The sequence below is a fragment of the Thiobacillus sp. SCUT-2 genome, assembly GCF_035621355.1.
Classification (GTDB): domain Bacteria; phylum Pseudomonadota; class Gammaproteobacteria; order Burkholderiales; family Thiobacillaceae; genus Thiobacillus; species Thiobacillus sedimenti.
Genome location: NZ_CP141769.1, coordinates 656,662 through 680,687 on the forward strand (window position 1 = coordinate 656,662; position 24,026 = coordinate 680,687).

Genomic DNA, 24,026 nt, shown 5'->3' on the forward strand with positions numbered 1-24,026 from the left:
TCGCAACCCCCTCGTCAGGATGGGGGGTGCCTTGGCGGAGCGCCCGCTTTGAGATATATTAGCGAGTTCTAATTTATCCTTTGCAGGAGTGTGACACGAATGTTCGGATTGTCAGGTTTCAAGGAAGTCGATCCCGGCTACGTCGCTGAACTCGCCGCCAAGGGCGCGCACCTGATCGATGTCCGCACCGAGGCCGAAGTGGCCCAGGGCGTCATCGACGGCGCGATCCACATCCCGCTGCACCTGCTGCCGCTGCGCGCGGCAGACATCCCCCAGGACAAGCCCGTCGTGATCTACTGCCGCTCGGGTGCGCGCTCCGCACAGGCCTGCGCGTTCATGGCGTCGAAAGGCTATGACAACATGCACAACCTCGCCGGCGGCATCATGGCCTGGGCCCGCTCGGGAAACACGATCAGCCTGCCGCGCTGATCCAGACGAAGAAGCAAGAACTGGCCGGTTTTTCCCATTGCGCAGCGATATGAGTTGCAATAGGGGAACTTCTGGTTTAAGGTACCGCAGCATTTTTTTAGTACATGCCGATTTAATGTAAGGAGAACAAAAGATGAACTTTGATAAAGAACTGGACGCGCGCGGCCTCAACTGTCCCCTGCCCATCCTGCGTGCCAAGAAGGCCCTGGCTGAAGTCGCCAGCGGCCAGGTGCTGAAGATCCTGTCGACCGACCCGGGCTCGGTCAAGGACTTCGCCGCTTTCGCCAAGCAGACCGGCAACGAGCTGCTGTCCACCGCCGAAGCGGGTGGCGAGTTCACCTTCTTCATGAAGAAAAAATAATACGAAACGAAACCGGCGCCGTCTGTTCAAACGAACACACGGCGCTGTTTTTTTAACCGGTACAGGAGAGACAGAGCATGGATACCAAAAAAATGGCCATCATCGCCACCAAGGGCACGCTGGACTGGGCCTACCCCCCGTTCATCCTCGCTTCGACGGCGGCCGCGCTGGGCTATGAGACCCAGATTTTCTTCACTTTCTATGGCCTCCAGCTCGTCCGCAAAGACCTGTCTGGGCTGAAGGTCAGCCCGCTGGGCAACCCCGGCATGCCGATGAAGATGCCGTTCGGCCCGAAGTGGTTCAAGAGCATCAACTGGAACATGCCCAACGCCATCCAGTCGCTGATTCCCGGTTACGAGAGCGTCGCCACGGCGCTGATGAAGCAGACCATCGCCAACAACGGCGTGGCCACCATCCCCGACCTGCGCAGCCTGTGCCAGGAAGCCGACGTGAAATTCATCGCCTGCCAGATGACCGTGGAACTGTTCGGCTTCGACCATTCCGACTTCATCGACGGCCTCGAATACGGCGGCGCCGCCACCTTCTTCGAGTTTGCCGGCGAAACCGACATCTGCCTGTTCATTTAAGAATCGGCACATTCAGTCCGCTAAAGAGAGCCGAAGCAATTCGGCTCTCTTTTTTGTGTCTTTTGTACCACATCGGTCGTGCATCGTCCGCTCCATTACGGCCGCTGCCTTGTCTAAAAGCAAGCACGGGCGTAGCCTTCGGGGCGGGTCATACAAAAAGTTGATCTGTAGCAATTTCGCCCAAAGGAGACATCAATGAAGTTCACCCGCGTATTCGCATTCATGGCGCTGGCCGGCCTGGCCGGCAGCGCCTATGCCACCAACGGCTATTTCTCGCACGGCTACGGCATGAAGGCCAAGGGCATGGCTGGTGCCGCCACGACCAATACGGACGACGCCTTTGGCGGCGCCAACAACCCGGCTGCGATGGCTTTTGCCGGCAACCGTTTCGACCTGGGTGTCGACCTGTTCAGCCCGCGTCGCGAGGCCACCATGTCTAACCCGATGAGTACCGTGACGGTCAAGAGCGACTCCAACTACTTCTTGATCCCGGAATTTGGCTACACGCATCAAATGAATAGCGATCTGGCGCTGGGCGTAACCGTGGTTGGCAACGGCGGCATGAACACCGACTATCCCGCATTCGCTAACGGCTACAACATGTTGGGCGGCCAAGGCCGGCTCGGCATCGATCTGATGCAGTTGATTGTCGCGCCGACCGCCGCATACAAGATTACCCCCAACCACTCGATTGGTATTTCGCCTCTGATCGGCTACCAGAGGTTCCGGGCCGAGGGTATGGCGGACCCCAGCACGTTCCCCCCTGCCCCTACCCCGATCCCGAACAAGGGCTATGACGATTCCTTCGGCTACGGGGTGCGCGTGGGCTACCTCGGCAAGATTACCCCGACGGTGACGATTGGTGCCGCGTATGCCAGCAAGATGAACTTCGAGCGGTTCAAGAAGTACAACTGGCTGTTCCTTGAGAACGGCGACTTCGACATCCCCGAGAACTACAACCTCGGTGCGTCGTGGCAGGCAACCTCGGCGCTGAAGCTGGCGCTGGACTACCAGCGCATCAACTACTCGGGCGTGAAGGCCGTGGGTGCGCCGCCCACGCAAGGTGGCTTCGGCTACGACGACGTCAATGTGTGGAAACTGGGTGCCGAGTATAAGCTCAACTCGGCCTGGACGCTGCGCGCGGGTTACAGCCACACGAACAACCCGATCAAGGGGGCGAGCGCAGCCGACTGTGGCGCGGGTTCGGAAAACTGCATGGAGGTGACAACGAACATCCTGGCGCCCGCCGTCATCAAGGACCACGCCACGCTGGGCTTCACGTACACGCTGGCATCTGGCAACGAACTGACCATGGCGTACATGCACGCCTTCAAGAACGACGTGTCTGGCTACAATGCGATGTCGACAGGAACTGATACCATCCGCATGTATCAGGATTCGTTGGGCATCCAGTACAGCTGGAAGATGTAAGCATCAGCGATTTCATGCTGCTTAAAAGCCGGGATCGTAAGATCCCGGCTTTTTTTCGGCTGGATAGGTCGGACCCGGATGGGCGGAGCACAAAAAAGCGCGATCCCCGTCGCGCCTTTTTGCTGGGCAGCCTGAAAATCAGCCCAGCCGTGCGTGCTGCGCCTGCAGCTTGTCGAGCATGGCGCCGAAGTCGGCGAGTCGGCCTTTTTCCTGTTCAACGACGGCGGCAGGGGCCTTATCGACGAAGCTGGGATTGGCGAGCTTGCCTTCGGCCTTTCTGATCTCGCCCTGGATGCGGGCGATTTCCTTGGCGAGCCGCGCACGTTCGGCTTCCTTGTCGATTTCCACCACGAGCATCAGCCGCATGTCGCCGACCAGTGCGACCGGAGCGTCGGCGTCGGCGAGCGTCGCGACGGCGCTCACCTCGGAGAGCTTGGCGAGCGCGCTGATGTAGGGGGCGAGGGCACCCACCACGCCCGCATCGCCCTCGACGACAAGCGGCACCCGCTGCGCGGGCGACAGGTTCATCTCGCCGCGCAGCGTGCGGCAGGCGTTGACCAGTTCCTTCAGCAGTTGGATCCGCGCGGCGCTGTCGGGATGGCGCCGCGAGTCATCGACCTGCGGATAGGACGCGAGCATGAGGCTTTCGCCCGCCACGCCGGCGAGCGGCGCGACCTTCTGCCACAGCTCCTCGGTGATGAACGGGATGACGGGATGCGCCAGCCGCAGCGTGGCTTCGAGCACCGTGGCAAGTGTGCGGCGGGTCGCACGCTGCTGCTCCGGCGTCCCGTTGTTGAGCTGGACCTTGGCGAGCTCGAGGTACCAGTCGCAGTACTCGTCCCAGACGAATTCGTAGACGGCGCGGGCCGCCTGGTCGAAGCGGTAGGCGGCGAAGGCGTCGTGGACGTCGGCAACGGCCTGCTGCAGGCGCGTGGCGATCCAGCGATCGGCGTCCGAGTATTCAAACCCTCCCTCTTCCCCGCTTGCGGGGGAGGGGGGCGCGTCTTGCCCGCAGTCGTGGCCTTCGAGGTTCATCAGCGCGAAGCGGGTGGCGTTCCACAGTTTGTTGCAGAAGTTGCGGTAGCCCTCGGCGCGCTGCAGGTCGAACTTGATGTCGCGGCCGTGGGTGGCCAAGCTCGCGAAAGTGAAGCGCAGCGCATCGGTGCCGTAGGCCGCGATGCCCTCGGGGAATTCCTTGCGGGTGCGCTTCTCGATGCCGGCGGCCTGCTTGGGGTTCATCAGGCCCTGGGTGCGCTTGGCGACCAGATCGTCTACGGCAATGCCGTCGATGAGATCGATCGGGTCGAGCACGTTGCCCTTCGACTTGCTCATCTTCTGGCCTTCGGAGTCGCGCACCAGCCCCGTCACGTAGACCTCGCGGAACGGCACCTTGCCGGTGAAGTGCAGCGACATCATCACCATGCGGGCGACCCAGAAGAAGATGATGTCGAAGCCAGTCACGAGCACCGAGGTCGGCAGATAGCGTTCGAGCTCGGGCGTCGCATCCGGCCAGCCCAGCGTCGAGAAGGGCCACAGCGCGGACGAGAACCAGGTGTCGAGGACGTCGTTGTCCTGCGTCAGTTCGCGGCCGCCGGCCTGTTTTCTCGCTTCCTCCGCGGTGTGGGCGACGTAGAAGTTGCCGTCTGCGTCGTACCAGGCGGGGATGCGATGGCCCCACCACAGCTGCCGCGATACGCACCAGTCCTGGATGTTTTCCAGCCACTGGCGGTAGGTCGTGGTCCAGTTCTCGGGGACGAATTTCAGCTCGCCCGAATCGACCACGCCGAGCGCCCGCTTCGCCAGGTCTTCCATGCTCATGAACCACTGGTCGGTGAGCATCGGCTCGATCACGGCGTGGGTGCGGTCGCCGCGCGGGATCATCAGCTTGTGCGGCTTGGCCGAAACCAGCAGACCTCTGGCCTGCAGTTCGTCGAGCAGCTTCTGGCGCGCGTCGTAGCGGTCGAGGCCCTGGTATTCGGTGGGGCAGAGGTCGTTCATCTTCGCGTCGAGCGTCAGCACGTTGATCGCCACCAGCTTGTGGCGCTGGCCGACCTGCCAGTCGTTGAAGTCGTGCGCGGGGGTGATCTTGACGACGCCGGTGCCAAAGTCGCGGTCGACGTAGTCGTCGGCGATCACCGGGATGCTGCGCTCGGCAATCGGCAGGCGCACGTGCGTGCCGATCAGGTGCTTGTAGCGCTCGTCGTCGGGGTGGACGGCAACGGCGGTGTCGCCGAGCAGGGTTTCGGGCCGGGTGGTGGCGACGGTGAGGTGCCCGCTGCCATCCTCGAGCGGGTAGTTGATTTCCCAGATGAAGCCGTCTTCCTCGGAACTGACGACCTCGAGGTCAGAGACTGCGGTGCCGAGGACCGGGTCCCAGTTCACCAACCGCTTGCCGCGGTAGATCAGGCCCTCGCGATACAGACGCACGAAGACCTCGGTGACGGCCCTGGACAGGCCTTCGTCCATGGTGAAGCGCTCGCGGCTCCAGTCGGGGCTGGTGCCCAGCCGCCGCATCTGGCGGGTGATGGTCGAGCCGGAGTGTTCCTTCCATTCCCACACCTTTTCGAGGAACTTCTCGCGGCCGAGATCGTGGCGCGAGACGCCTTGCGCGTCGAGCTGGCGCTCCACCACGATCTGCGTGGCGATGCCGGCATGGTCGGTGCCTGGCTGCCATAGCGTGTTGTCGCCCATCATGCGGTGGTAGCGCGTCAGCGCGTCCATCAGCGTGTGCTGGAAGGCGTGCCCCATGTGCAGCGTGCCGGTGACGTTGGGCGGCGGCAGCATGATGCAGTACGAACGGGCGTCGGGCGCATCGCCCGCTCTGAAGTAGCCGGCGCTTTCCCACTGCGCGTACCAGCGCTTTTCGATTTCGGCCGGTTCGAAGGATTTGGCGAGTTCCATGGCGTGCGCGCAAAACCGCCATTATCCCAAAAAAAGGCCTGGAACGAGACCTAAAGAAGCCTGGGGCGCGCCTGCAGGCATCGCCGGCCGCGTCTTCCCGCGGGGGCGTTCCATGCGTTCAGGGCGACGGATCGCGTGGCTGCTTGAGCTTCTCGGCCACCGCGTCGCGCACGATTTCGCGCACGTTGACGTCGAGCTGCGAAAGCAGCGTGGCGACGGTCTGGTCGATGTTCTTGCGCAGCTCGGCGGCGACCTGCTTCTCCATCACCTCGGAGAGGCGCGGGGCGAGTTCGCTCATGAGTTGTTCCGCCAACGTGTCGCTGACGATCGCCGGCGGCGCCTCGTCAGCCGGGGCCGGAGCTGGGGCGGCCGACTCGGCGACACGGGGCGCCGGCGCGGGCGTTGCGGCGGGCGTCGGGGGTGGGGTTCCGCGTGCGATCACCTGCGTCAGGACGGGCAGCCAAGCGCCGGGCGGGGCGGCTGGCTCCGCGGCGGCGGCTGGCGCGGGCGGCCGGGGGGAGGCCGGCTCGTCGTCGGCGCTGCCGCGGTGTTTCTTCAGCAGCGCGTCCATCTTGCTCAACAAGGGGCTATCGCTCATCGAGGCCTCCCTAGCCGGCGTTCTGCCGGAGATCGTGCGTTTTCAGCGCGTAGCCGCGCGCCTGGTAGAAGCGGTAGCGCGTCCGGCCCTGTTCGCGCCCGGCATCGTCCTGACCGACGATCTCCACCAGGCGCTCGAAGCGGCCGAACGCCGGCGGCTGTTCGCTGTGCAGGTTGATCATCACGTCGGCCTGGCGCAGGGCATCGGCATCGGTTCCGATGAGGACGGGGGTTTCGCTCGCCAGCGCGTCGCGGTCCCGGCAGTGCGGGACGAAGCTCAGCGCGGGCGTCGCCCACAGCAGGCGGTCGATGGCGTCGGCGACGGCGGCGTCGGGCGCGTAGATCATCACCTGCTTGCCCTGGCCGTGTGCCTTGGCCGCGACGCGGCGGGCGACGTCGAGGGGATCCTCGGCAAAGGTATAGAAGGTGATTTCGGTCACGACGGCAGCTTACCTCTGGGCGCGGTTCAGCAGGAAATGCACCAGCAGCGACACGGGGCGGCCGGTCGAACCCTTGTCGCGCCCGCCCTTGTACGCAGTGCCGGCGATGTCGAGGTGGGCCCAGTGATACTTCTTGGCGAAGCGCGACAGGAAGCAGGCCGCCGTGATCGACCCGGCCGGACGGCCGCCGATGTTGGCCATGTCGGCGAGGCTGCTCTTCAGCTGGTCCTGGTAGTCGTCCCACAACGGCATGCGCCAGACGCGGTCCCAGGCGTGGTCGGCGGCATGCTCGATCTCGCGCGCCAGCGGGTCGTGGTTGCTGTAGAGTGCGCTGGGGTGGGCGCCGAGCGCGATCACGCAGGCGCCGGTGAGGGTGGCGAGGTCGACCACCGCGTCGGGCTCGAAGCGCTCGGCGTAGGTCAGGGCGTCGCACAGGATGAGGCGGCCTTCGGCGTCGGTGTTGAGGATCTCGATGGTCTGGCCCGACATCGAGGTGACGATGTCGCCCGGCTTGTTGGCGTGGGCGTCGGGCAGGTTCTCGCACGACGGAACGAGGCCGATCACGTTGAGCGGCAGGCCGAGCTCGCCGATGGCGCGGAAGGCGCCGAGTACCGCGCCGCCGCCGCTCATGTCGTAGTTCATCTCGTCCATCTCGGCGGGCGGCTTGAGCGAAATGCCGCCGGCGTCGAAGGTGATCGCCTTGCCGACGAGCACGACCGGCTTGTCGTTCTTGTTGCCGCCCTCGTGCTTCAGCACGATGAAGCGCGGCGGCTTGTCGCTGCCCTTGCCGACCGAAAGGAAGGAGCCCATGCCGAGCTTTTCGCAGGCGGCCTGGTCGAGGATTTCGCAGCCGAAGCCGTAGGCCTTCGCCAGCTTTTTCGCCTCGGTGGCCAGGAACTCGGGCGTGCAGACGTTGGATGGCGTGTTGCCGAGATCCTTGGCGAGGGTGATGCCGCGGGCGATGGCGAGGCCATGGGCGAGGCCCGCCTCGCCGAACTTCAGCTCGCCCCGCCGCGACACCGCGAAGATCACCCGCTTGAGCGGACGGCGGGCTTCGCCCGGCTTGCTCTTCATGCGGTCGAAGCGATACAGCGCATCGTGGGCGCTGACGACCGCCTGCTCGATGTTCCAGGTGACGTCGCGCTTGCGCACGGGGATTTCGCTGAGGGTGATGACGGCTTCCATCGAGCCGGTGTCGCGCAGCGTCCTGACGGCGCTCGCAATGGCGTCGCGATAAGCCTTTTCGTGGAAGTCGCGCTCCTTGCCAAGACCGACGAGCAGCACGCGGTCGGCCAGGATGTTGGGCACCCGGTGCAGCAGCAGGGTGCTGCCGGCCTTGCCGTCCATGTCGCCGCCGCGCACGATGTCCGAGAGGTAGCCGTCGCTGGCGCGGTCGATGTCGATCGCGGGAGGCGACAGTTTGCGGCTCTCGAACACGCCGACGACCACGCATGCGGTGCGCTGCTTTTCGGGGGCGCCGCTTTTTATGCTAAATTCGACTTCGATTTCCCTGTTTTCCATGTCCGTGCTCAAAAATCCACAATTTGCCGCTGCGCCGACGATCGACGCCGCCATGACGGCGATTATTGGCGCGGGCACGGTGGAATGTCAAAAGTGCGCCCTTTCGGGGGGCAAAACCATGGTTCCGCCATGCTCTACCGGCGCGCGCTGACCCGCGAGATGACCCTCACCGCCGGCGCCGTCCTGACGGTGCTGATCGCGATTGCGCTGGTGGTGCTGTTCATCCGCCTGCTCGGTGACGTGGCGCGCGGCGAACTGGCGAACGAGGCGGTGTTTTCCTTCCTCGGGTTCTCGCTGCTGTTCTTCCTGCCGGTCCTGATGACGATCGCGCTGTTTGCCGGCGTGCTGCTGCCGCTGGCGCGCATGTGGCGCGACAGCGAAATGGTGATCTGGTTCAATGCCGGCATCTCGCTCACGCAATGGATACGGCCGGTCCTGGCGTTCGCCGTGCCGTTTTCCCTGGTGATCCTGCTGGTGACGCTGGTGCTCAACCCATGGGCGCAGACCAAGAAATTCGAGTACCGTCAGGACCTGCGCAGCCGCAGCGAAAGCGCGCTGATCGCGCCCGGGCTGTTCGCCGAAGCGAGCGGCGGACAGCGCGTCTACTACGTCGAATCGCTCAATCCGCTCACCGGCATCGTGCGCAACGTGTTCATGCAGTCGCTCGTCGACGGCCGGCTGGGGCTGGTGGTCGCGCGCGAGGGTAGCCAGGTCGAACTGCCGGACGGGTCGCGCTATCTGGTGTTCCGCAACGGTCGCCGATACGAAGGCGTGCCCGGCCAGCTCGACTATCGCGTGGTGCAGTTCGAGCGCTACTGGATGCGGCTCGATCCGGTTCCGGTGGGCGGCAAGGAAACCGGCATCCGCCAGGCGCCCCTGAAGGAACTGCTCGCCGATCCGTCGCCGCAGGCGCGGGCGGAGCTGCTGTGGCGGGTCGGGGTGCCGGTGATGGCGCTGGTGCTGGCCGTCCTGGCGATTCCGCTCAGCTTCGTCAACACGCGGGCGCGCCGCTCCTACGGGCTCGTCGTCGCGCTGCTGGTCTACTTCGTCTACAACAACCTGCTCTCGCTGTCGCAGGCCTGGGTGGCGCAGGCCAAGTTGAACCCCTGGGGCGGGATGGTCGCATCGCACGTGATCATGCTGTCGGTCGTGGTCGTCCTGTTCTACCTGCGCGTCCGCCAGTCGGCGCCGCGGCGGAGACGGCCATGAGGCTGCTCGCGCGCTATCTCGGGGGGCAGGTGCTGTTCGCCTCCGGCTTCGTGCTGCTGGCGCTGCTGGTGCTGTTCGCGTTTTTCGACGTGATCCAGGAACTCGGCAGCCTGGGGCGCAATTACGGACTTGCGCAGGCAACCGTCGTGGTGATGCTGAACGTCCCCGGGCACCTCTACGAAATCCTTCCGGTCGCGGTGCTGATCGGCACGCTGTTCGCGATGTCGCGGCTGGCCGGCAACTCCGAGTATGCGGTGATGCGCGTGTCGGGCCTGTCGAACTGGCGCGTGGCGGGCTACTTCAGCGTGATCGGCGTGCTGCTGGCGCTGCTGGTGCTGGTGATCGGCGAGTTCATCGCACCCTGGTCGGAGCAGGCGGCACAGCGCTACAAGCTGCTCGCCACCCATTCCGTCGTCGCGCAGCAGTTCCGCACCGGCCTGTGGGTCAAGGATCGCAACGCCTTCATCAACGTGCGTGAGGTGATGCCCGACAACACCTTGCGCGACATCGAGATCTACGGCTTCGAACCCGACGGCCGGCTGGGCTGGATCCGCGGGGCGGCGGAAGCGCACTGGCGCCGCGACCAGACCTGGGATCTGCGGGGCGTCGTCGAAACCCGCTTCGATGCGGACGGCATTCATGCCGCCCACCGCGACCACGAGGACTGGCAGTCCGTGCTCACACCCGACATTCTCAGCGTTCTCCTCGTCGCACCGGAGAAGATGTCCGCGCGCACGCTGTGGCGCTACGTCGAGCACCTCCGGGAAAACGGCCAGAAGGCCACGCGCTACGAGCTCGCGCTGTGGTCGAAGTTCATCAGCCCGTTCGTGATCCCGATCATGATGCTGATCGCGATGCCGTTCGCGATCCAGGGGCCGCGCAGCGGCGGCACCAGCGGCAAGATCTTCGTCGGCATCCTCGCCGGGCTCGGCTTCCACCTGCTGAGCCGCCTGTTCGGCCATCTCGGGCTGCTCAACGACTGGCCGGTCATCGTGGTGTCGGTGCTGCCGCTGCTGATATTCCTGGCGATCGCGCTGGCGGGAATCCGGTGGGTGGACCGGCGCTGACGCCGCTGCCGGAGCGGCTCGCCGACTGCCTGAAGGTGCGCGAGCCTGCCGCCAAGGTGGACTGCGTGCATGGGCTTTACGCCGATTGGCAGGCCGGCCGGGTCGACGTGGCGGCCGATGCTGCTCGCACGCCGGTCGATCGCCCCGGCCAGCCCGACAGGCCCGAGCTGGTGCCGCCCGACAAGGTGCCGCGACGCCGTGCCGACACGCCGGCCGGCCGTGCTGCGCTGGTCCATGCCCTCGCGCACATCGAGTTCAACGCGATCAACCTTGCGCTCGACGCCGCCCACCGCTTCGCCGGCATGCCGAAGGACTTTTACGCCGACTGGCTGAAGGTGGCGGACGAGGAGGCCCGGCATTTCGATCTGCTGGCGGCGCATCTGGGGACGCTCGGTCATGCCTATGGCGACTTCAGGGCGCACACCGGGCTGTGGGACATGGCGCGGAAGACCGCGCACGACCCCTTGGTGCGCATGGCACTGGTGCCGCGCGTGCTGGAGGCGCGCGGGCTGGACGCGGCGCCGCTCATCGTCGCGAAGCTGAAGGCGGCCGGCGATACGCGGCTGGTCGAGATCCTTGGCATCGTCGAGCGCGACGAGATCGGCCACGTCGCCATCGGCAGCCGCTGGTACGGATGGCTGTGCGCGGCGCGTGGCGTGGAGCCGGAAGCGACCTTCCGCCGCCTGCTGGTCGATTACGACGCGCCGCCGCTGAAGCCGCCCTTCAATCTGGCCGCGCGCCGCCGGGCGGGATTCAGCGAAACCGAGCTTGCGTGGATGGCGGCGGTTTCAGAGGCCGAGCGTCGTCGCTGAGACCTGCTCGGGCGCGCGCTGCCACATCGATTCGAATTCGTGATTCAGCTCGGTCGCGCGGGCGGGATCGTCCTCGTGGACCGTGCCATGGATGGCAGACTTGTCGGCACGCAGCAGTACGCCGCGGCGGTCCGCGAGCACGAAGGCCTGGTCGGGGCGCGGCGCGTCGGGATCGGCCTTGCGGATCTCGAGCACATGGCCGAAATCGCGCAGCAGCAGCATCAGGCGCGGGTGGTCGCGCGCGACGCGGCTGATGTCGTCGAGCAGCAGTTCGATGCGGCGGCCGCCGCCCGCCACGCACAGTGCGCGCAGCGCCGCGAGCCGCGTCGGGTCGTCGATGTCCAGCAGGTCGAGGTCGCGATCATAGAGCCGCAGCTGGCGGCGGGTGCCGGCCAGCAGGGCATCGAAGGCGGCGCGAAAGCCGGAGGGCGTGTCGAACGGATTCATGCTGCGTCGATCTCCAGCCAGCCGGCTTCATACCATTCGTAAAGCTGCTCGCGCAGCGCGGCCGGAACCGGCGCGGCGAGGCGTCGACGGTCGGCCAGCTGCTTCAGGGCGGCGACGGCGTCAGCGCGGGGCGTGAAGGCTTCGCCGTTGATGAAGAAACGTCGGCCGGTGAACAGCAGGCGCGAGCGCGGGTCGAGCGCGACGCCGCTCCGGTTGGCCTGTTTGTTGAATGCGGCACGGTTGAGCGGGGTGGACGGCGGTTCGAAGAACACGTTCGGCTTGGGCTCCGAGAGGTAGCGTCCGGCGAACTCGGCGACGTCGCGGCGGTTCCAGCGGATCCTGGCGATCATCGCCTCGATCTGGTCGATCATCGCGCGGCCGATTTCGCCGGGGTGGGCCTGCCGCCGCAGGTCGGGGTCGGCATAGCGGCCTTCCAGCGCGAGCGTGTCCTGCAGGTGCATCAGGAAGCCCTGCGCGAGTTCTTCCGCCGTGGGGGCGCGGAAGCCGATCGAGTAGGTCATGCACGCGTCCTCGGCGACACCGAAGTGGGCGACGTGGGGGGGCAGGTAGAGCATGTCGCCGGGGCCGAGCACCCACTCGTCCTCGACCTCGAAATGGCGCAGGATCTTCAGCGGCGCATCGTCCAGGAGCGCAAGGTCGGTCTGCGTGCTGATCTGCCAGCGCCGGTGGCCCATCCCCTGAAGGAGGAAGACGTCGTAGGAGTCGAAGTGCGGGCCCACGCTGCCGCCCGGCGCCGCGTAGCTCACCATGAGGTCGTCCAGGCGGGCGTGCGGGATGAAGTCGAAGCGCCCGAGCAGCGCATCGGCCTCGGGCAGGAAATGGTTCAGCGACTGCACGAGCAGCGTCCATTCGGCCCTGGGCAGGCGCTTGAAGTCGCTCTTGCGGAACGGGCCGTGATCGAGCTGCCAGTCGGTGCCGCTGCCCCGGATCAGGCGCGATTCGACGTCGTCGCGGCAGGCCAGCTGCTGCATCTCGGCGGGGGACAGGAGTCCGCCAAAACCCGGGACGGCGTTACGGATCAGCAGCGGGCGCTTGTGCCACACCTCGCGCAGGAAACGGGAGGGGCTGAGGCCCCCCAGCAGGAAATTCGTCATGGTCGCAATTATAGCGATGCGGCCCGACGGGGCCTGATAGAATGCCGCAAGAAAGATACGCGGCGGAGTCCCGATGCTGAAAGCAGGCGATCGCGCGCCGGATTTCTCGAATCCGGACGCGGACATGAACATCGCAGAACTGTCCCAGTTCCGGGGGCGGACGCTGGTGCTGTATTTCTACGTGCGCGACGACACGCCGGGCTGCACGACCGAGGCGCTCGAGTTCTCCGAACTGGAAGGAGAGTTCGCCAAGCTGGGCGCCACGGTGCTGGGGGTCTCGCGCGACGACTGCATCCGGCATGGCGAATTCCGCGACAAGCACGGTATCGGCGTGCGGCTGCTGGCCGACAAGGACCAGACCACGAGCGAGGCGTACGGCGTGCTGCAGGACAAGGAGGTGGACGGCGCCATGCGCAAGAGCATGGTGCGCTCGACCTTCGTCATCGACAAACAGGGCATCATCCGTCATGCCCTGTACGGCGTTTCCAGCCGCGGCCATGCGGCGGAGGTGCTTCAACTGGTAAAGGAACTGAAGTGAACATTGGCAAGGACACGGTCGTCACCATCACCTACATCGTCCGCGACCTGGACGGCAAGCTGCTGGAGGAGAGCGACGAACCGGTCAGCTACCTGCATGGCGGCTACGACAACATCTTCCCGCTGGTCGAGCAGGCGCTCGAAGGCAAGGTGATCGGCGAGACGATCGATCTCAAGTTGCAGCCTGCGGATGCGTTCGGCGAATTCGACGAAGATCTCGTGCGCGTCGAGCCGCGCGAGGCGTTCCCGCCGGAGATCGAGATCGGCATGCAATTCGTGGGGTCGCCGCTCGAGGGCGGCGAGGAACTGCTCTATACCGTGACCGACATCGCCGAGGAAAAGGTGGTCGTCGACGGCAATCATCCCTACGCCGGGCAGGCGGTGCACTTCCAGTGCAAGGTCGCGGGCGTGCGCGCCGCGACGCCGGACGAGGTGGCGCACCGCCACGCACACGGCGAGCACGGCCATCACCACCACTGAGCCCCGCCCGCATTCGACGGCCGAGGGCGCCGGGCTGCTAAAATGCCCGGCTAACCTGTTTTCTAAGACTGTTTGATGAAAATCACCTTCCTCGATTTCGAGCAGCCGATCGCGGAACTCGAAGCCAAGATCGAAGAACTGCGCTTCGTGCAGGACGATTCCGCCCTGGACATCTCGGAGGAAATCCGCCGTCTGCAGAAGAAAAGCCAGACGCTGACCAAGGATATATACGCCAAGCTCAATGCCTGGCAGGTTTCGCAGGTGGCGCGGCATCCGCAGCGCCCCTACACGCTCGACTACGTGCAGGGCCTGTTCACCGATTTCGTCGAGCTGCACGGCGACCGTGCCTACGCCGACGACGCGGCGATCGTCGGCGGCATGGCCCGCTTCAATGGCGAGCCGGTGATGGTGATCGGTCACCAGAAGGGTCGCGACACCAAGGAAAAGATCTTCCGCAATTTCGGCATGCCGCGCCCCGAAGGGTATCGCAAGGCCCTGCGGCTGATGCGTCTGGCAGAGAAATTCGGCCTGCCGATCTTCACCTTCATCGATACGCCGGGGGCCTATCCGGGCATCGGCGCCGAGGAGCGCGGCCAGTCCGAAGCCATCGCGCGCAACCTCTACGTGATGGCCGAACTGAACACGCCGATCATCTGCACCATCGTGGGCGAAGGCGGATCCGGCGGCGCGCTGGCGATCGGCGTCGGCGACCGCATGCTGATCCTGCAGCATTCCACCTACTCGGTGATCTCGCCCGAAGGCTGCGCCTCGATCCTGTGGAAGAGCGCGGACAAGGCTTCGGTTGCGGCCGAGACGCTCGGGATCACTGCCGATCGCCTGAAGGCCAACGGGCTGGTCGACCGCATCGTCGAGGAACCCTTGGGGGGGGCGCAGCGCGACTGGGATGCCATGTTCCAGTCGATGCGGCGTGCGCTGACCGACACGCTCGCCGACTTGCGCAAGCAGCCGCTCGACGCCCTGTTGAATGCGCGATATCAGCGATTGCGGGCGTATGGCAGCTACAAGGAATCTCCCGCCAAATAGGCTGGCGATTTCGGCGGTGGCGGCGGTGCTGGGCCGCCACGTTCCGCCGCACGCGCGACTGGTTCTGGCGCTCTCCGGCGGACTCGACTCGGTCGTCCTGCTGCATGCCTTGCTGGCGCTGCGCGACGCCCATCCCTTCGAGTTGCGTGCCCTGCACGTGCATCACGGACTGTCGCCGCATGCCGACGCCTGGGCGGATTTTTGCGGCAGCCTATGCACAGCCGGCGGGGTCGAATTGGCGGTCCATCGCGTGCAGATCGCGCGCGACGATCCGGCCGGCGTCGAGGCCGCAGCCCGGCGCGAGCGGCAGCGCGTCTTCGCCGCTGCCGACGCGGACTTTCTGCTCACGGCGCACCACCAGGACGATCAGGCCGAAACGCTGCTGCTGCAGCTGCTGCGCGGCGCCGGACCGAAGGGCCTGGCGGCGATGGCAGAGCAGGTGGCGCCACGAGGCTGGCGAGCGGTCCTGTTGCGTCCCTTTCTGAACGTCGCGCGCGCGGAGCTGTCGCGTGCGGCGGAAGCGGCGGGCCTCGCGTGGGTCGACGACGAGAGCAACGTCGACGTGCGCTATCGCCGCAATGCGCTGCGGCATGAAGTGATGCCGCTGCTGGCGCGGCACTTTCCCGGCGCCGGCCGGACACTGGCGCGGGCCGCGGCACTGCAGGCGGATGCGGCGGAGCTGCTCGACGATCTGGCCCGGCTCGACGGCTGCGAGGCGATCGCCGGCGAGCGCCTCGACTGCGCCGCGCTGGCGCGCCTGCCTCCCCCCCGTGCCCGCAATCTGCTGCGTCACTTCTTCGAGCAGTCTGGCCAGCCGATGCCGCCCGCCCGCCGCCTCGACGAAGCCTTGCACCAGCTGCGCGACGCGCACCCGGACGCGCGGGTACGGGTCGATTTCGGTCCGGTCGCGTTGTGGCGTTATCGCGGCGGCGCCTACCTGGTGCCGCTCGGGCCGCCGCCGGCGCCCCCCGTTCGCTGGCAGGGGGAAGCGCGGATCTGGGTGCCCGCCGCAGGCGTGGCTGTGCAGATGGCGACCGTGGTCGGCGCCGGACTGAGGCGCGCTGCGCTCGAGGCCGGGAACGTTACCCTGGGGGTGCGGCAAGGCGGCGAACGGCTCCGGCTTCATGCCGACGGCCCGCATCGGAGCCTGAAGAACCTGCTGCAGGAGCATGCGATTCCGCCGTGGGCGCGTGGCCGGCTGCCGCTTCTGTGGTGCGACGGGCGTCTGGTGTGGGTGGCCGGCATCGGTTTCGACGCCGACCACGTCGCGGCGCCTGGCGAGGCGGGGGTGCTGCCATGCGTGGTCGAATCGGCGCCGGAACAAGACAGCAGGGGGCCGGGCGTGCTATCCTAGCGGGCTGATTTTCATGGTTTTTTGAACCGTTTTCTCATTCCTCTGGAGCATGCACATGGCTGTTCAGCGTACCTTTTCCATCATCAAGCCCGACGCCGTCAAAAAGAACGTGATCGGCAAGATCGTCAGCCGCTTCGAGAGCAACGGCCTCAAGGTCGTCGCCTCGAAGATGAAGCATCTGTCGCGCCAGGAAGCCGAAGGGTTCTACGCTGTGCACAAGGACCGTCCCTTCTTCAAGGACCTGGTCGACTTCATGGTGTCCGGCCCCGTGGTGCTGCAGGTGCTGGAAGGCGAGGACGCGATCGCCAAGAATCGCGCGCTGATGGGTGCAACCGACCCGAAGAAGGCCGAGCCGGGCACCATCCGTGCCGACTTCGCCGAGAGCATCGACGCCAATGCCGTGCACGGCTCCGACGCCCCCGAAACTGCGGCGATCGAGATCGCCTACTTCTTCCCCGCCTGCGAAGTCTACGCGGGCCGTTGATGTGAAACTCGCGAAGCGAGACCTTGTCCCCCTCTCCCGCTTGCGGGAGAGGGCGGGGGAGAGGGAAACGCATGCCGCAGAATCTGCTCGATCTTGACCTCGCCGGACTGACCGCCTGGCTCGGCGAACGCGGCGAAAAGCCGTTCCGCGCGCGCCAGGTGTTCCACTGGATCCACCAGGCGGGCGTCGCCGATTTCGCGCAGATGACCGACATCGCCAAGAGCCTGCGCGAAAAGCTGCAGCAGCAGGCGGTGGTGGCGGCACCGGAAATCAAGTATTCGCACGTGTCGGCCGACGGCACGCGCAAGTGGCTGTTCGACGTCGGTGTCGGCAATGGCATCGAAACGGTGTTCATCCCGGAAGACGACCGCGGCACGCTGTGCGTGTCGTCTCAGGTCGGCTGCGCGCTCGAATGCACGTTCTGTTCGACCGGCCGCCAGGGCTTCAACCGCAACCTGACCGTGGCCGAGATCGTCGGCCAGCTGTGGGTCGCGCAGCACAGCCTGAAGACCGAGCCCAACCGCACGACAGGCGAGATCGCCGAGCGCCCCGTGTCCAACGTCGTGATGATGGGCATGGGCGAACCGCTGGCGAACTTCGAGAACGTCGTGACCGCGCTCGGCATCATGCTCGACGACCATGCCTACGGGCTGTCGCGGCGTCGGGTGACGGTGTCGACCTCGGGTCTGGTGCCGGCGATGGACCGGCTCGCCGAACGCTGCCCGGTGGCGCTGGCGGTGAGCCTGCACGCACCGAACGACGCCTTGCGCGACCAGATCGTGCCGATCAACAAGAAATACCCGCTGGCCGAACTGATGGCGGCGTGCCGGCGCTATCTCGTGCACGCGCCGCGCGACTTCATCACCTTCGAGTACGTGATGCTGGCCGGCGTGAACGACCAGCCCGAGCATGCGCGCCAGCTGATCGAACTGACGCGCGATGTGCCGTGCAAGTTCAACCTGATTCCGTTCAATCCGTTTCCGGATTCGGGTTACGAGAAGCCGCGTGCCGAGGCGCTGCGCGTGTTCCGCGAGATCCTGCAGGACGCAGGTTATGTGGTGACCACCCGCAAGACGCGCGGCGACGACATCGACGCCGCCTGCGGCCAGCTGGCCGGAAAGGTCGCGGACAAGAGCGGTCGCGTGATGAAACGAATGCACAAGGAGGCAGCGTGAGGAGATGGATCGGCGTGGTGGCGGTGGCGGCGTGCCTGACCGGGTGCGCGGCGCAGCAGGTCGACAGCGGCGCTGCGGCGAGCGAGGCCGACAGCCAGGGCCACGAGCGGGCGAAGGTGTTCACCGACCTGGCCGGGGCCTACTTGTCGCGCGGGCAGTACAAGGTGGCGCTCGACGAGCTGCGCAAGGCGATCACGGCCGACAGCCGCTTCGGCCCGGCCTACAACGTCTACGGCATGATCTACATGGATCTCGGCGAGGACCAGCTGGCGGAGGAGAACTTCCGCCGCGCCATCGACCTGAACCACAACGATTCGGACACGCGCAACAACTACGGCTGGTTCCTCTGCACCCGCGGGCGCTATGACGAAGGGCTCGCGCAGTTCACGGCGGCCTTGCGCAACCCCTTGTACACCCAGCCCGAACTGGCCATGGCCAATGCCGGATTGTGCGCCGAGAAGAAAGGCGACATTGCGCTGGCCGAGGCGAACCTGTCGAAGTCGCTCAAGCTGCAGCCCGACAACGCGGGCACCCTGCTGAAGCTGGCGGGCCTCTATTACCGGCAGGGGCGGCTGCAGGAGGCGCAGCGCCAGCTGGCGCGCCATGACGAACTGGCGCCGCCGTCGGCCGCAAGCCTGTGGCTGGGCGTGCTGCTCGAGCGCAAGCTCGGCGATCGCGCGCAGGAAACCGCCTACGCCGCTCAGCTGCGCAAGCGCTTCCCGGATTCGAACGAAGCGCAGCGACTGATGTCTGGACAATTCGAATGAGCGAAGCCGGGAGCGCGTCGATCGGGCAGGCCCTGCGGGACGCGCGCGAAGCCCAGGGAATTTCGCTGGATGACGCGGCCGTCCGCCTGCGCCTGATGCAACGCCAGATCGAGGCGATGGAGCGGGACGACTTCGAGAGCCTCGGGCAGCCCGTTTTCGCCCGCGGCTTCGTGCGCAACTATGCGCGGCTGCTGGGGCTTGCGCCCGAGCCCTTGCTCGGCCGGATGGAGGGTGCGCCGGCGGAGCCGCCTGCCGTCAGCCGCGTCGAGCCGATCCCGTCGCGGCCCTGGTTTGCCTCCCCGTGGCTGATCGTGTCGCTGCTGGCGCTGGTGCTGGCCGTTGCCGTCCCGGTCGCGCTCTACATGTGGCTCAGCAGCGAGCCCGAGGAGCCCGCGCGCACGGCTGCGCCGCTCGCCCGGCATCCGGCAGAGGGCGCGCCGGCAACGCCAGGTGCGGCCAAGCCGGAGGCGGCTGCCCCGGCGACCACGGCAGCGAACTCGCCCGCAGCACCGCCCGTAGTCGGCGACGGGCAGGGTGAGTCCGGCGACCCGGCCTCGCCCGCGCCGGTGGCCACTGAGTCGGCGCCGGCCGGAAGCGTGCTGCATCTCGAGTTCGTCGGCGATTCGTGGACCGAAGTCCGGGATGAGAGCGGACGCATGCTGATGCGCCAGCTGAACCATGCGGGGGGCAGCGCGGATGTGCGCGGCCAACCGCCCTTCGATCTGGTCATCGGCAATGCGGCGCAGGTGCAGTTGACCTACAACGGCCGTGCCATCGACCTCAAGCCGTTCGTCGACGGAACGGTCGCGCGTTTCACGCTTGAAGAATAGCCCTCGTTTGCGAACAGCCTTCCCGGAAGAATGATGTCCCAGATTGTCCGTCGTTCCACCCGCCAAGTGCGGATCGGTTCCGTGCTGGTCGGCGGCGATGCCCCCGTCGTCGTGCAGTCGATGACCAATACCGACACGGTCGACGTCACCGCCACGGTGCGCCAGGTGCAGGCGCTCGCCGAAGCCGGTTCCGAACTGGTGCGGATCACCGTCAATACGCTCGAGGCGGCCGCCGCGGTGCCGCGGATCCGCGAGCGCCTCGATGTCCTTGGCTGCCGGGTGCCGCTGATCGGCGATTTTCATTTCAACGGCCACAAGCTCCTGACGCAGGTGCCGGAATGCGCCCAGGCGCTCGCCAAGCTCAGGATCAACCCCGGCAACATCGGACGCGGCAACAAGCGCGACGAGCAGTTCGCCACGCTCATCGAGGTCGCGTGCAAGTACGACAAGCCGGTGCGCATCGGCGTCAACTGGGGCAGCCTCGACCAGGCGCTCGCCGCGCGCATGATGGACGACAATGCGCGCCTGGCGCAGCCGGAGGATGCCGAAGTGGTGATGCGCCGCGCGATGGTGGCTTCGGCACTGGAATCGGCCAGGAAAGCGGAGGAACTGGGCCTTGCCGGCGACCGCATCATCCTGTCATGCAAGATGAGCCGGGTGCAGGACCTGATCGGTGTCTACCGCGACCTGGCGGCGCAGTGCGACTATCCGCTGCATCTCGGGCTCACCGAGGCGGGCATGGGGTCGAAGGGCATCGTGGCGTCGACGGCGGCCCTGTCGGTGCTGTTGCAGGAAGGCATCGGCGACACCATCCGCATTTCGCTGACGCCCGAGCCGGGCGGCGAGCGCACGCAGGAGGTGCGCGTCGGCCAGGAGATCCTCCAGGCCCTCGGCCTGCGCGCGTTCACGCCGCAGGTTACCGCCTGCCCGGGGTGCGGACGCACGACCTCGACCGTGTTCCAGGAACTCGCGCAGGACATCGAGACCTACCTGCGCAACCAGATGCCGCTGTGGCGCAGCCAGTATCCCGGCGTCGAGTCGATGCAGGTCGCGGTGATGGGCTGCGTCGTCAACGGACCCGGCGAGTCGAAGCACGCCAATATCGGCATCTCGCTGCCGGGCACCGGCGAGGTGCCGGTCGCGCCGGTTTACGTCGACGGCGAAAAGACCGTGACCCTGAAGGGCGAGCGGATCGCCGAAGAATTCCAGGCCATCGTCGAGGACTACGTGCAACGGCGGTACGGGCATTGAACGAGTCTTTATCCGCGAAGGGATGCGAAGGAAGAATCTAACAATCAAGAAGAACCGCGATTGGGTTTTCTGCGCGCTTCTTCGCATTCTTCGCGGATAGATAATTAATTTCGGGAACATGAGCAACAACACCATTCAATCCGTGCGCGGCATGAACGACTGCCTCCCTGATGCCGCAGGCATCTGGCAGGGATTCGAGGCGATCGTGCGCGACTGGCTGCGGCGCTATGGCTACCGCGAGATGCGCACGCCGATCCTTGAGCACACCGGCCTGTTCAAACGCGCCATCGGCGAGGTGACCGACATCGTCGAGAAGGAGATGTACACCTTCGTCGATGAACTCAACGGCGAGTCGCTGACCCTGCGCCCGGAAGGCACGGCCTCATCGGTGCGCGCGGTGATCCAGCACAATCTGCTCTACGACGGCGGCAAGCGCCTGTGGTACACCGGCCCGATGTTCCGCCACGAACGCCCGCAGAAGGGGCGCTATCGCCAGTTCCATCAGGTCGGCGTCGAGGCGCTGGGCTTCGCCGGTCCCGACACCGACGCCGAACTGATCGTGATGTGCGCCGACCTGTGGAAGGAACTCGGCATCGCGCCGACGCTGCAGCTCAACACGCTGGGCGATCACGCGTCGCGGCAGCGCCACCGGCAGAAGCTGATCGCCTACTACGAGGCGCATGCGGATTCGCTGGACGAGGACGCGAAGCGCCGCCTGTACAGCAACCCCCTGCGCATCCTCGACAGCAAGAATCCGGCGATGCAGGCACTCAACGACGCCGCGCCCAAGCTGATGGACGAGCTGGAGGACGAGGCGCTGGCGCACTTCGACGGCGTGCAGGCCCTGCTGCGCGCGAGCGGCATCGCGTTCGAGATCAATCCGCGACTGGTGCGCGGGCTGGACTACTACAACCGTACCGTGTTCGAATGGGTCACCGATCAGCTCGGCGCACAGGGCACGGTGTGCGCCGGCGGGCGCTACGACGGCCTGATCGAGCAGCTGGGCGGGAAGCCGGCGCCGGCAGCCGGCTTTGCGATGGGCATCGAACGCCTGCTGGCCCTGGTCGAGGCGGGCGGGCGGGCGATTCCCGCGCCGGTGGCCGACGCCTACGTCGTGCATGCGGGCGAGGCGGCGCAGCCCTTCGCCTGGCAGGTCGCCGCCGCCCTGCGTTGTGCAGGTCTTTCCGCGGTGCTGCATTGCGGTGGCGGCAGCTTCAAGTCGCAGATGAAGAAGGCCGACGCCAGCGGCGCCCGCTATGCCGTGATCATCGGCGACGACGAGGCGGCCGCGCAGCAGGTCACCCTGAAGCCGCTGCGCGACACGGCCGAGCAGACCCGCGTCGAGGTGGCGCTGGCAATCGATTACCTGAAACGGACATAACTCAATAAGGCACAGCAGATGGCAACGTACGATCTCGACGAACAGGAACGGCTGGACGAGCTCAAGGCCTGGTGGAAGCGCTGGGGCAACCTGGTGATGACCGCCCTCGCGGTGATGATCGCCGCAGGCGCCGGCTGGCGCTACTGGCAGAACCGCGAAGTCACCCAAAGCCTGGAGGCGGCCACCGTTTATGAAAAGCTGACGCAATCGCTTGCCGCGAACGACACCAAGGGCACGCGGGAGGCCGGCGCGATGCTGATCGAGCAGTACAAGGGCACGGCCTATGCGCCGCGCGCTGCCCTGCTGCTCGCCAAGGTGAATGCCGCCGCGAATGACCTGAAGAGCGCGCAAAGCCAGCTGGAATGGGCCGCGGCCCATACGAAGGAGCCGGCCCTCAAGGACCTCGCGCATCTCCGTCTGGCCGGCGTGCAGCTCGACCAGAAGCAATACGATGCGGCGCTGAAGACGCTCGCCGGCACGCACAGCGACGCGTTCGCGTTCCGCTTCGAGGACCTGCGCGGCGATGTCCTCATGGCCCAGGGCAAGCGCGACGAGGCGCGTTCGGCATACCAGGCGGCCTACACGAAGATGGAAGCCGACAACCCGTATCGGAGCATCGTCGAACTGAAGCTCGACGCCCTTGGAGGAGAAGCCAAGTGAAGATGCGCTTGATTGCTCTCGGCCTTGCGCTGGCCGTGTCCGGATGCAGCACGGTGTCGGGATGGTTCGGCCACGGTCCGGCCAAGCCGAAGCCCGCCGAACTGGTCGAATTCAAGCCCACCGCCAGCCTCGCGGAGGCCTGGAAGGCGGAGACGGGTGAATCGGCGGCCGACCGGTTCCGGCCCCAGGCCGAAGGCGGCGATGTCTTTGCCGCCGGCGGCAGCCGCGTGGTGCGCATCGCGCTCGCCAACGGCAGCACCGTCTGGAAAACCGATGCCGGGGCCAAGCTCTCGGCTGGCGCTGCCGCCGCGAACGGACTGGTGCTGGCGGGCAGCGCACGTGGCGAATTGATCGCGCTGGACCGGAACACCGGGCAGGTGCGCTGGAAAGCTGCCCTGTCGAGCGAGGTGACAGGGCCGATCCTCGTCGTCGGCGACATGGTCGTCGTGCGGACCGGCGACGGCCGGGTGCAGGGCCTGGCGGCCGCGGACGGCAGCCGCAAATGGCTGTATACCCGCAATCTGCCGGTGCTGAGCCTGCGCGGGTCGGGCGGCATGGTCGCGCGCGACGACGCGCTCTATATCGGTTTCCCCGGCGGCAAGCTGGTTGCGCTGAATGCCGCCAACGGTGCGCAGCTGTGGGAGGTGACGGTGGCGGTGCCGCGCGGCGCGAGCGAACTGGAACGGGTGGCCGACGTGATGGGCGACCCGGCGGTCGACAATACCCAGGTCTGCGCCGTCACCTACCAGGGGCGGGTGGCGTGCTTCGACCGCCGCAACGGCGCGCTCGTGTGGGCGCGCGACACGTCGAGCAACACCGGTCTTGCGATGGACGAGCGCGACGTCTACGTGACCGACGACAAGGATGCCGTGACCGCCTACGACAAGGATACCGGTCGCGCGATCTGGCGGCAGGACAAGCTGGCGCGCCGCGAGGTGACCGCGCCCATGGCGCTCGGTGCCTGGGTGGTGGTGGCCGACGGCGAAGGCTACGTCCATGTGCTGTCCTCGGCGGATGGCAGCTTCGTCGCGCGCGCCAAGGTCGATAGCGGCGTGCGTGCGGCGCCGGTCGACATCGGGCCTGGCTTCGCCGTGCAGACCGCCAAGGGCAGCGTCGTCGCTTTCAGACTCAAGTAATCGTGCGCCG

General features: G+C 66.4%; 26 protein-coding genes. 20 read left to right on the plus strand and 6 right to left on the minus strand.

Annotation, left to right across the window (positions count from 1 at the left end):
- Positions 1-99: 99 nt before the first annotated feature.
- The 4 genes from VA613_RS03190 to VA613_RS03205 all read left to right on the plus strand — a co-directional run bounded on the left by VA613_RS03190 (position 100) and on the right by VA613_RS03205 (position 2,808).
- Positions 100-429, plus strand: coding sequence for a rhodanese-like domain-containing protein (locus VA613_RS03190; protein ID WP_324780418.1), 330 nt, complete (start codon positions 100-102; stop codon positions 427-429).
- Between the two features lie 133 nt (positions 430-562).
- Positions 563-790: a sulfurtransferase TusA family protein gene (locus tag VA613_RS03195; RefSeq protein ID WP_018508573.1), complete on the plus strand. Its 228-nt coding sequence runs from the start codon at positions 563-565 to the stop codon at positions 788-790.
- A gap of 77 nt (positions 791-867) precedes the next feature.
- Complete coding sequence (gene dsrE2 / locus VA613_RS03200) at positions 868-1,377, plus strand: sulfur carrier protein DsrE2 (RefSeq protein WP_324780419.1); 510 nt, start codon at positions 868-870, stop codon at positions 1,375-1,377.
- A 195-nt stretch (positions 1,378-1,572) separates the two neighbouring features.
- Positions 1,573-2,808: an OmpP1/FadL family transporter gene (locus VA613_RS03205; RefSeq protein ID WP_324780420.1), complete on the plus strand. Its 1,236-nt coding sequence runs from the start codon at positions 1,573-1,575 to the stop codon at positions 2,806-2,808.
- 138 nt (positions 2,809-2,946) lie between these two features.
- Here the strand turns inward: VA613_RS03205 and VA613_RS03210 are convergent, their stop codons facing one another.
- The 4 genes from VA613_RS03210 to VA613_RS03225 form a co-directional block, all read right to left on the minus strand.
- The gene (locus tag VA613_RS03210; protein ID WP_324780421.1) at positions 2,947-5,709 is read right to left on the minus strand and encodes a valine--tRNA ligase; all 2,763 of its coding nucleotides are present in this window, start codon (positions 5,707-5,709) and stop codon (positions 2,947-2,949) included.
- 118 nt (positions 5,710-5,827) lie between these two features.
- On the minus strand, positions 5,828-6,307 hold the full coding sequence (locus tag VA613_RS03215) for a hypothetical protein (protein WP_324780422.1): 480 nt from the start codon (positions 6,305-6,307) through the stop codon (positions 5,828-5,830).
- Positions 6,308-6,317: 10 nt separating this feature from the next.
- On the minus strand, positions 6,318-6,746 hold the full coding sequence (locus tag VA613_RS03220) for a DNA polymerase III subunit chi (RefSeq protein WP_324780423.1): 429 nt from the start codon (positions 6,744-6,746) through the stop codon (positions 6,318-6,320).
- Between the two features lie 9 nt (positions 6,747-6,755).
- Positions 6,756-8,267 (minus strand): leucyl aminopeptidase, encoded by a 1,512-nt coding sequence (locus tag VA613_RS03225; protein ID WP_324780424.1) that lies wholly within the window; start codon positions 8,265-8,267, stop codon positions 6,756-6,758.
- On the opposite strand from VA613_RS03225, the gene VA613_RS03230 reads away from it, so the two are divergent.
- Genes VA613_RS03230 through VA613_RS03245 form a run of 4 tightly spaced genes read left to right on the plus strand, consistent with a single transcriptional unit; the run spans position 8,266 to position 11,355 of the window.
- On the plus strand, positions 8,266-8,418 hold the full coding sequence (locus VA613_RS03230) for a hypothetical protein (protein WP_324780425.1): 153 nt from the start codon (positions 8,266-8,268) through the stop codon (positions 8,416-8,418). The genes VA613_RS03225 and VA613_RS03230 overlap by 2 nt on opposite strands.
- A complete protein-coding gene (gene lptF / locus VA613_RS03235; RefSeq protein WP_324780426.1) occupies positions 8,397-9,476 on the plus strand; it encodes an LPS export ABC transporter permease LptF in 1,080 nt (359 codons plus the stop codon). The genes VA613_RS03230 and lptF overlap by 22 nt, the downstream gene beginning before the upstream one ends.
- Complete coding sequence (gene lptG, locus VA613_RS03240; protein ID WP_324780427.1) at positions 9,473-10,543, plus strand: LPS export ABC transporter permease LptG; 1,071 nt, start codon at positions 9,473-9,475, stop codon at positions 10,541-10,543. The genes lptF and lptG overlap by 4 nt, the downstream gene beginning before the upstream one ends.
- On the plus strand, positions 10,525-11,355 hold the full coding sequence (locus VA613_RS03245) for a ferritin-like domain-containing protein (protein ID WP_324780428.1): 831 nt from the start codon (positions 10,525-10,527) through the stop codon (positions 11,353-11,355). Before lptG ends, VA613_RS03245 begins: the two co-directional genes overlap by 19 nt.
- Here the strand turns inward: VA613_RS03245 and VA613_RS03250 are convergent.
- Positions 11,332-11,802: a DUF7931 domain-containing protein gene (locus VA613_RS03250; RefSeq protein WP_324780429.1), complete on the minus strand. Its 471-nt coding sequence runs from the start codon at positions 11,800-11,802 to the stop codon at positions 11,332-11,334. The two genes, VA613_RS03245 and VA613_RS03250, sit on opposite strands and share 24 nt — an antisense overlap.
- Entirely contained in the window at positions 11,799-12,917 is a 1,119-nt protein-coding gene (locus tag VA613_RS03255) for a cupin domain-containing protein (RefSeq protein ID WP_324780430.1), read from the minus strand. The genes VA613_RS03250 and VA613_RS03255 overlap by 4 nt, the downstream gene beginning before the upstream one ends.
- A gap of 73 nt (positions 12,918-12,990) precedes the next feature.
- Here VA613_RS03255 and VA613_RS03260 point away from each other — a divergent pair, with 73 nt between their 5' ends.
- From VA613_RS03260 to bamB, 12 genes are all read left to right on the plus strand, one after another.
- Complete coding sequence (locus tag VA613_RS03260; RefSeq protein ID WP_324780431.1) at positions 12,991-13,455, plus strand: peroxiredoxin; 465 nt, start codon at positions 12,991-12,993, stop codon at positions 13,453-13,455.
- The gene (locus VA613_RS03265) at positions 13,452-13,934 is read left to right on the plus strand and encodes an FKBP-type peptidyl-prolyl cis-trans isomerase (protein WP_324780432.1); all 483 of its coding nucleotides are present in this window, start codon (positions 13,452-13,454) and stop codon (positions 13,932-13,934) included. Before VA613_RS03260 ends, VA613_RS03265 begins: the two co-directional genes overlap by 4 nt.
- A gap of 75 nt (positions 13,935-14,009) precedes the next feature.
- Positions 14,010-14,978: an acetyl-CoA carboxylase carboxyltransferase subunit alpha gene (locus VA613_RS03270; RefSeq protein ID WP_324780433.1), complete on the plus strand. Its 969-nt coding sequence runs from the start codon at positions 14,010-14,012 to the stop codon at positions 14,976-14,978.
- A 16-nt stretch (positions 14,979-14,994) separates the two neighbouring features.
- Positions 14,995-16,332: a tRNA lysidine(34) synthetase TilS gene (tilS, locus tag VA613_RS03275; protein WP_324780434.1), complete on the plus strand. Its 1,338-nt coding sequence runs from the start codon at positions 14,995-14,997 to the stop codon at positions 16,330-16,332.
- 55 nt (positions 16,333-16,387) lie between these two features.
- Positions 16,388-16,816: a nucleoside-diphosphate kinase gene (ndk, locus tag VA613_RS03280; RefSeq protein WP_324780435.1), complete on the plus strand. Its 429-nt coding sequence runs from the start codon at positions 16,388-16,390 to the stop codon at positions 16,814-16,816.
- Between the two features lie 71 nt (positions 16,817-16,887).
- Positions 16,888-17,991 (plus strand): 23S rRNA (adenine(2503)-C(2))-methyltransferase RlmN, encoded by a 1,104-nt coding sequence (rlmN, locus tag VA613_RS03285; protein ID WP_324780436.1) that lies wholly within the window; start codon positions 16,888-16,890, stop codon positions 17,989-17,991.
- A complete protein-coding gene (gene pilW / locus VA613_RS03290) occupies positions 17,988-18,758 on the plus strand; it encodes a type IV pilus biogenesis/stability protein PilW (RefSeq protein ID WP_324780437.1) in 771 nt (256 codons plus the stop codon). Before rlmN ends, pilW begins: the two co-directional genes overlap by 4 nt.
- Positions 18,755-19,588 (plus strand): RodZ domain-containing protein, encoded by an 834-nt coding sequence (locus VA613_RS03295; RefSeq protein ID WP_324780438.1) that lies wholly within the window; start codon positions 18,755-18,757, stop codon positions 19,586-19,588. The genes pilW and VA613_RS03295 overlap by 4 nt, the downstream gene beginning before the upstream one ends.
- A 30-nt stretch (positions 19,589-19,618) precedes the next feature.
- Positions 19,619-20,839, plus strand: a complete 1,221-nt coding sequence (gene ispG / locus VA613_RS03300; RefSeq protein ID WP_324780439.1) for a flavodoxin-dependent (E)-4-hydroxy-3-methylbut-2-enyl-diphosphate synthase — start codon at positions 19,619-19,621, stop codon at positions 20,837-20,839.
- A gap of 118 nt (positions 20,840-20,957) precedes the next feature.
- Positions 20,958-22,220: a histidine--tRNA ligase gene (gene hisS, locus VA613_RS03305; protein ID WP_324780440.1), complete on the plus strand. Its 1,263-nt coding sequence runs from the start codon at positions 20,958-20,960 to the stop codon at positions 22,218-22,220.
- An 18-nt stretch (positions 22,221-22,238) separates the two neighbouring features.
- Positions 22,239-22,880, plus strand: a complete 642-nt coding sequence (locus tag VA613_RS03310; protein ID WP_324780441.1) for a YfgM family protein — start codon at positions 22,239-22,241, stop codon at positions 22,878-22,880.
- Positions 22,881-22,882: 2 nt separating this feature from the next.
- Positions 22,883-24,016, plus strand: a complete 1,134-nt coding sequence (bamB, locus tag VA613_RS03315; RefSeq protein ID WP_324781214.1) for an outer membrane protein assembly factor BamB — start codon at positions 22,883-22,885, stop codon at positions 24,014-24,016.
- Positions 24,017-24,026 lie beyond the last annotated feature (10 nt).

Coding starts and splice junctions, on each gene's coding strand:
- VA613_RS03190 (WP_324780418.1), top strand. CDS start 100: ATGTTCGGATTGTCAGGTTTCAAGGAAGTCGATCCCGGCTACGTCGCT.
- VA613_RS03195 (WP_018508573.1), top strand. CDS start 563: ATGAACTTTGATAAAGAACTGGACGCGCGCGGCCTCAACTGTCCCCTG.
- dsrE2 (WP_324780419.1), top strand. CDS start 868: ATGGATACCAAAAAAATGGCCATCATCGCCACCAAGGGCACGCTGGAC.
- VA613_RS03205 (WP_324780420.1), top strand. CDS start 1,573: ATGAAGTTCACCCGCGTATTCGCATTCATGGCGCTGGCCGGCCTGGCC.
- VA613_RS03210 (WP_324780421.1), bottom strand. CDS start 5,709: ATGGAACTCGCCAAATCCTTCGAACCGGCCGAAATCGAAAAGCGCTGG.
- VA613_RS03215 (WP_324780422.1), bottom strand. CDS start 6,307: ATGAGCGATAGCCCCTTGTTGAGCAAGATGGACGCGCTGCTGAAGAAA.
- VA613_RS03230 (WP_324780425.1), top strand. CDS start 8,266: ATGTCCGTGCTCAAAAATCCACAATTTGCCGCTGCGCCGACGATCGAC.
- VA613_RS03225 (WP_324780424.1), bottom strand. CDS start 8,267: ATGGAAAACAGGGAAATCGAAGTCGAATTTAGCATAAAAAGCGGCGCC.
- lptF (WP_324780426.1), top strand. CDS start 8,397: ATGCTCTACCGGCGCGCGCTGACCCGCGAGATGACCCTCACCGCCGGC.
- lptG (WP_324780427.1), top strand. CDS start 9,473: ATGAGGCTGCTCGCGCGCTATCTCGGGGGGCAGGTGCTGTTCGCCTCC.
- VA613_RS03250 (WP_324780429.1), bottom strand. CDS start 11,802: ATGAATCCGTTCGACACGCCCTCCGGCTTTCGCGCCGCCTTCGATGCC.
- VA613_RS03255 (WP_324780430.1), bottom strand. CDS start 12,917: ATGACGAATTTCCTGCTGGGGGGCCTCAGCCCCTCCCGTTTCCTGCGC.
- VA613_RS03260 (WP_324780431.1), top strand. CDS start 12,991: ATGCTGAAAGCAGGCGATCGCGCGCCGGATTTCTCGAATCCGGACGCG.
- VA613_RS03270 (WP_324780433.1), top strand. CDS start 14,010: ATGAAAATCACCTTCCTCGATTTCGAGCAGCCGATCGCGGAACTCGAA.
- ndk (WP_324780435.1), top strand. CDS start 16,388: ATGGCTGTTCAGCGTACCTTTTCCATCATCAAGCCCGACGCCGTCAAA.
- rlmN (WP_324780436.1), top strand. CDS start 16,888: ATGCCGCAGAATCTGCTCGATCTTGACCTCGCCGGACTGACCGCCTGG.
- VA613_RS03295 (WP_324780438.1), top strand. CDS start 18,755: ATGAGCGAAGCCGGGAGCGCGTCGATCGGGCAGGCCCTGCGGGACGCG.
- ispG (WP_324780439.1), top strand. CDS start 19,619: ATGATGTCCCAGATTGTCCGTCGTTCCACCCGCCAAGTGCGGATCGGT.
- hisS (WP_324780440.1), top strand. CDS start 20,958: ATGAGCAACAACACCATTCAATCCGTGCGCGGCATGAACGACTGCCTC.
- VA613_RS03310 (WP_324780441.1), top strand. CDS start 22,239: ATGGCAACGTACGATCTCGACGAACAGGAACGGCTGGACGAGCTCAAG.
- bamB (WP_324781214.1), top strand. CDS start 22,883: ATGCGCTTGATTGCTCTCGGCCTTGCGCTGGCCGTGTCCGGATGCAGC.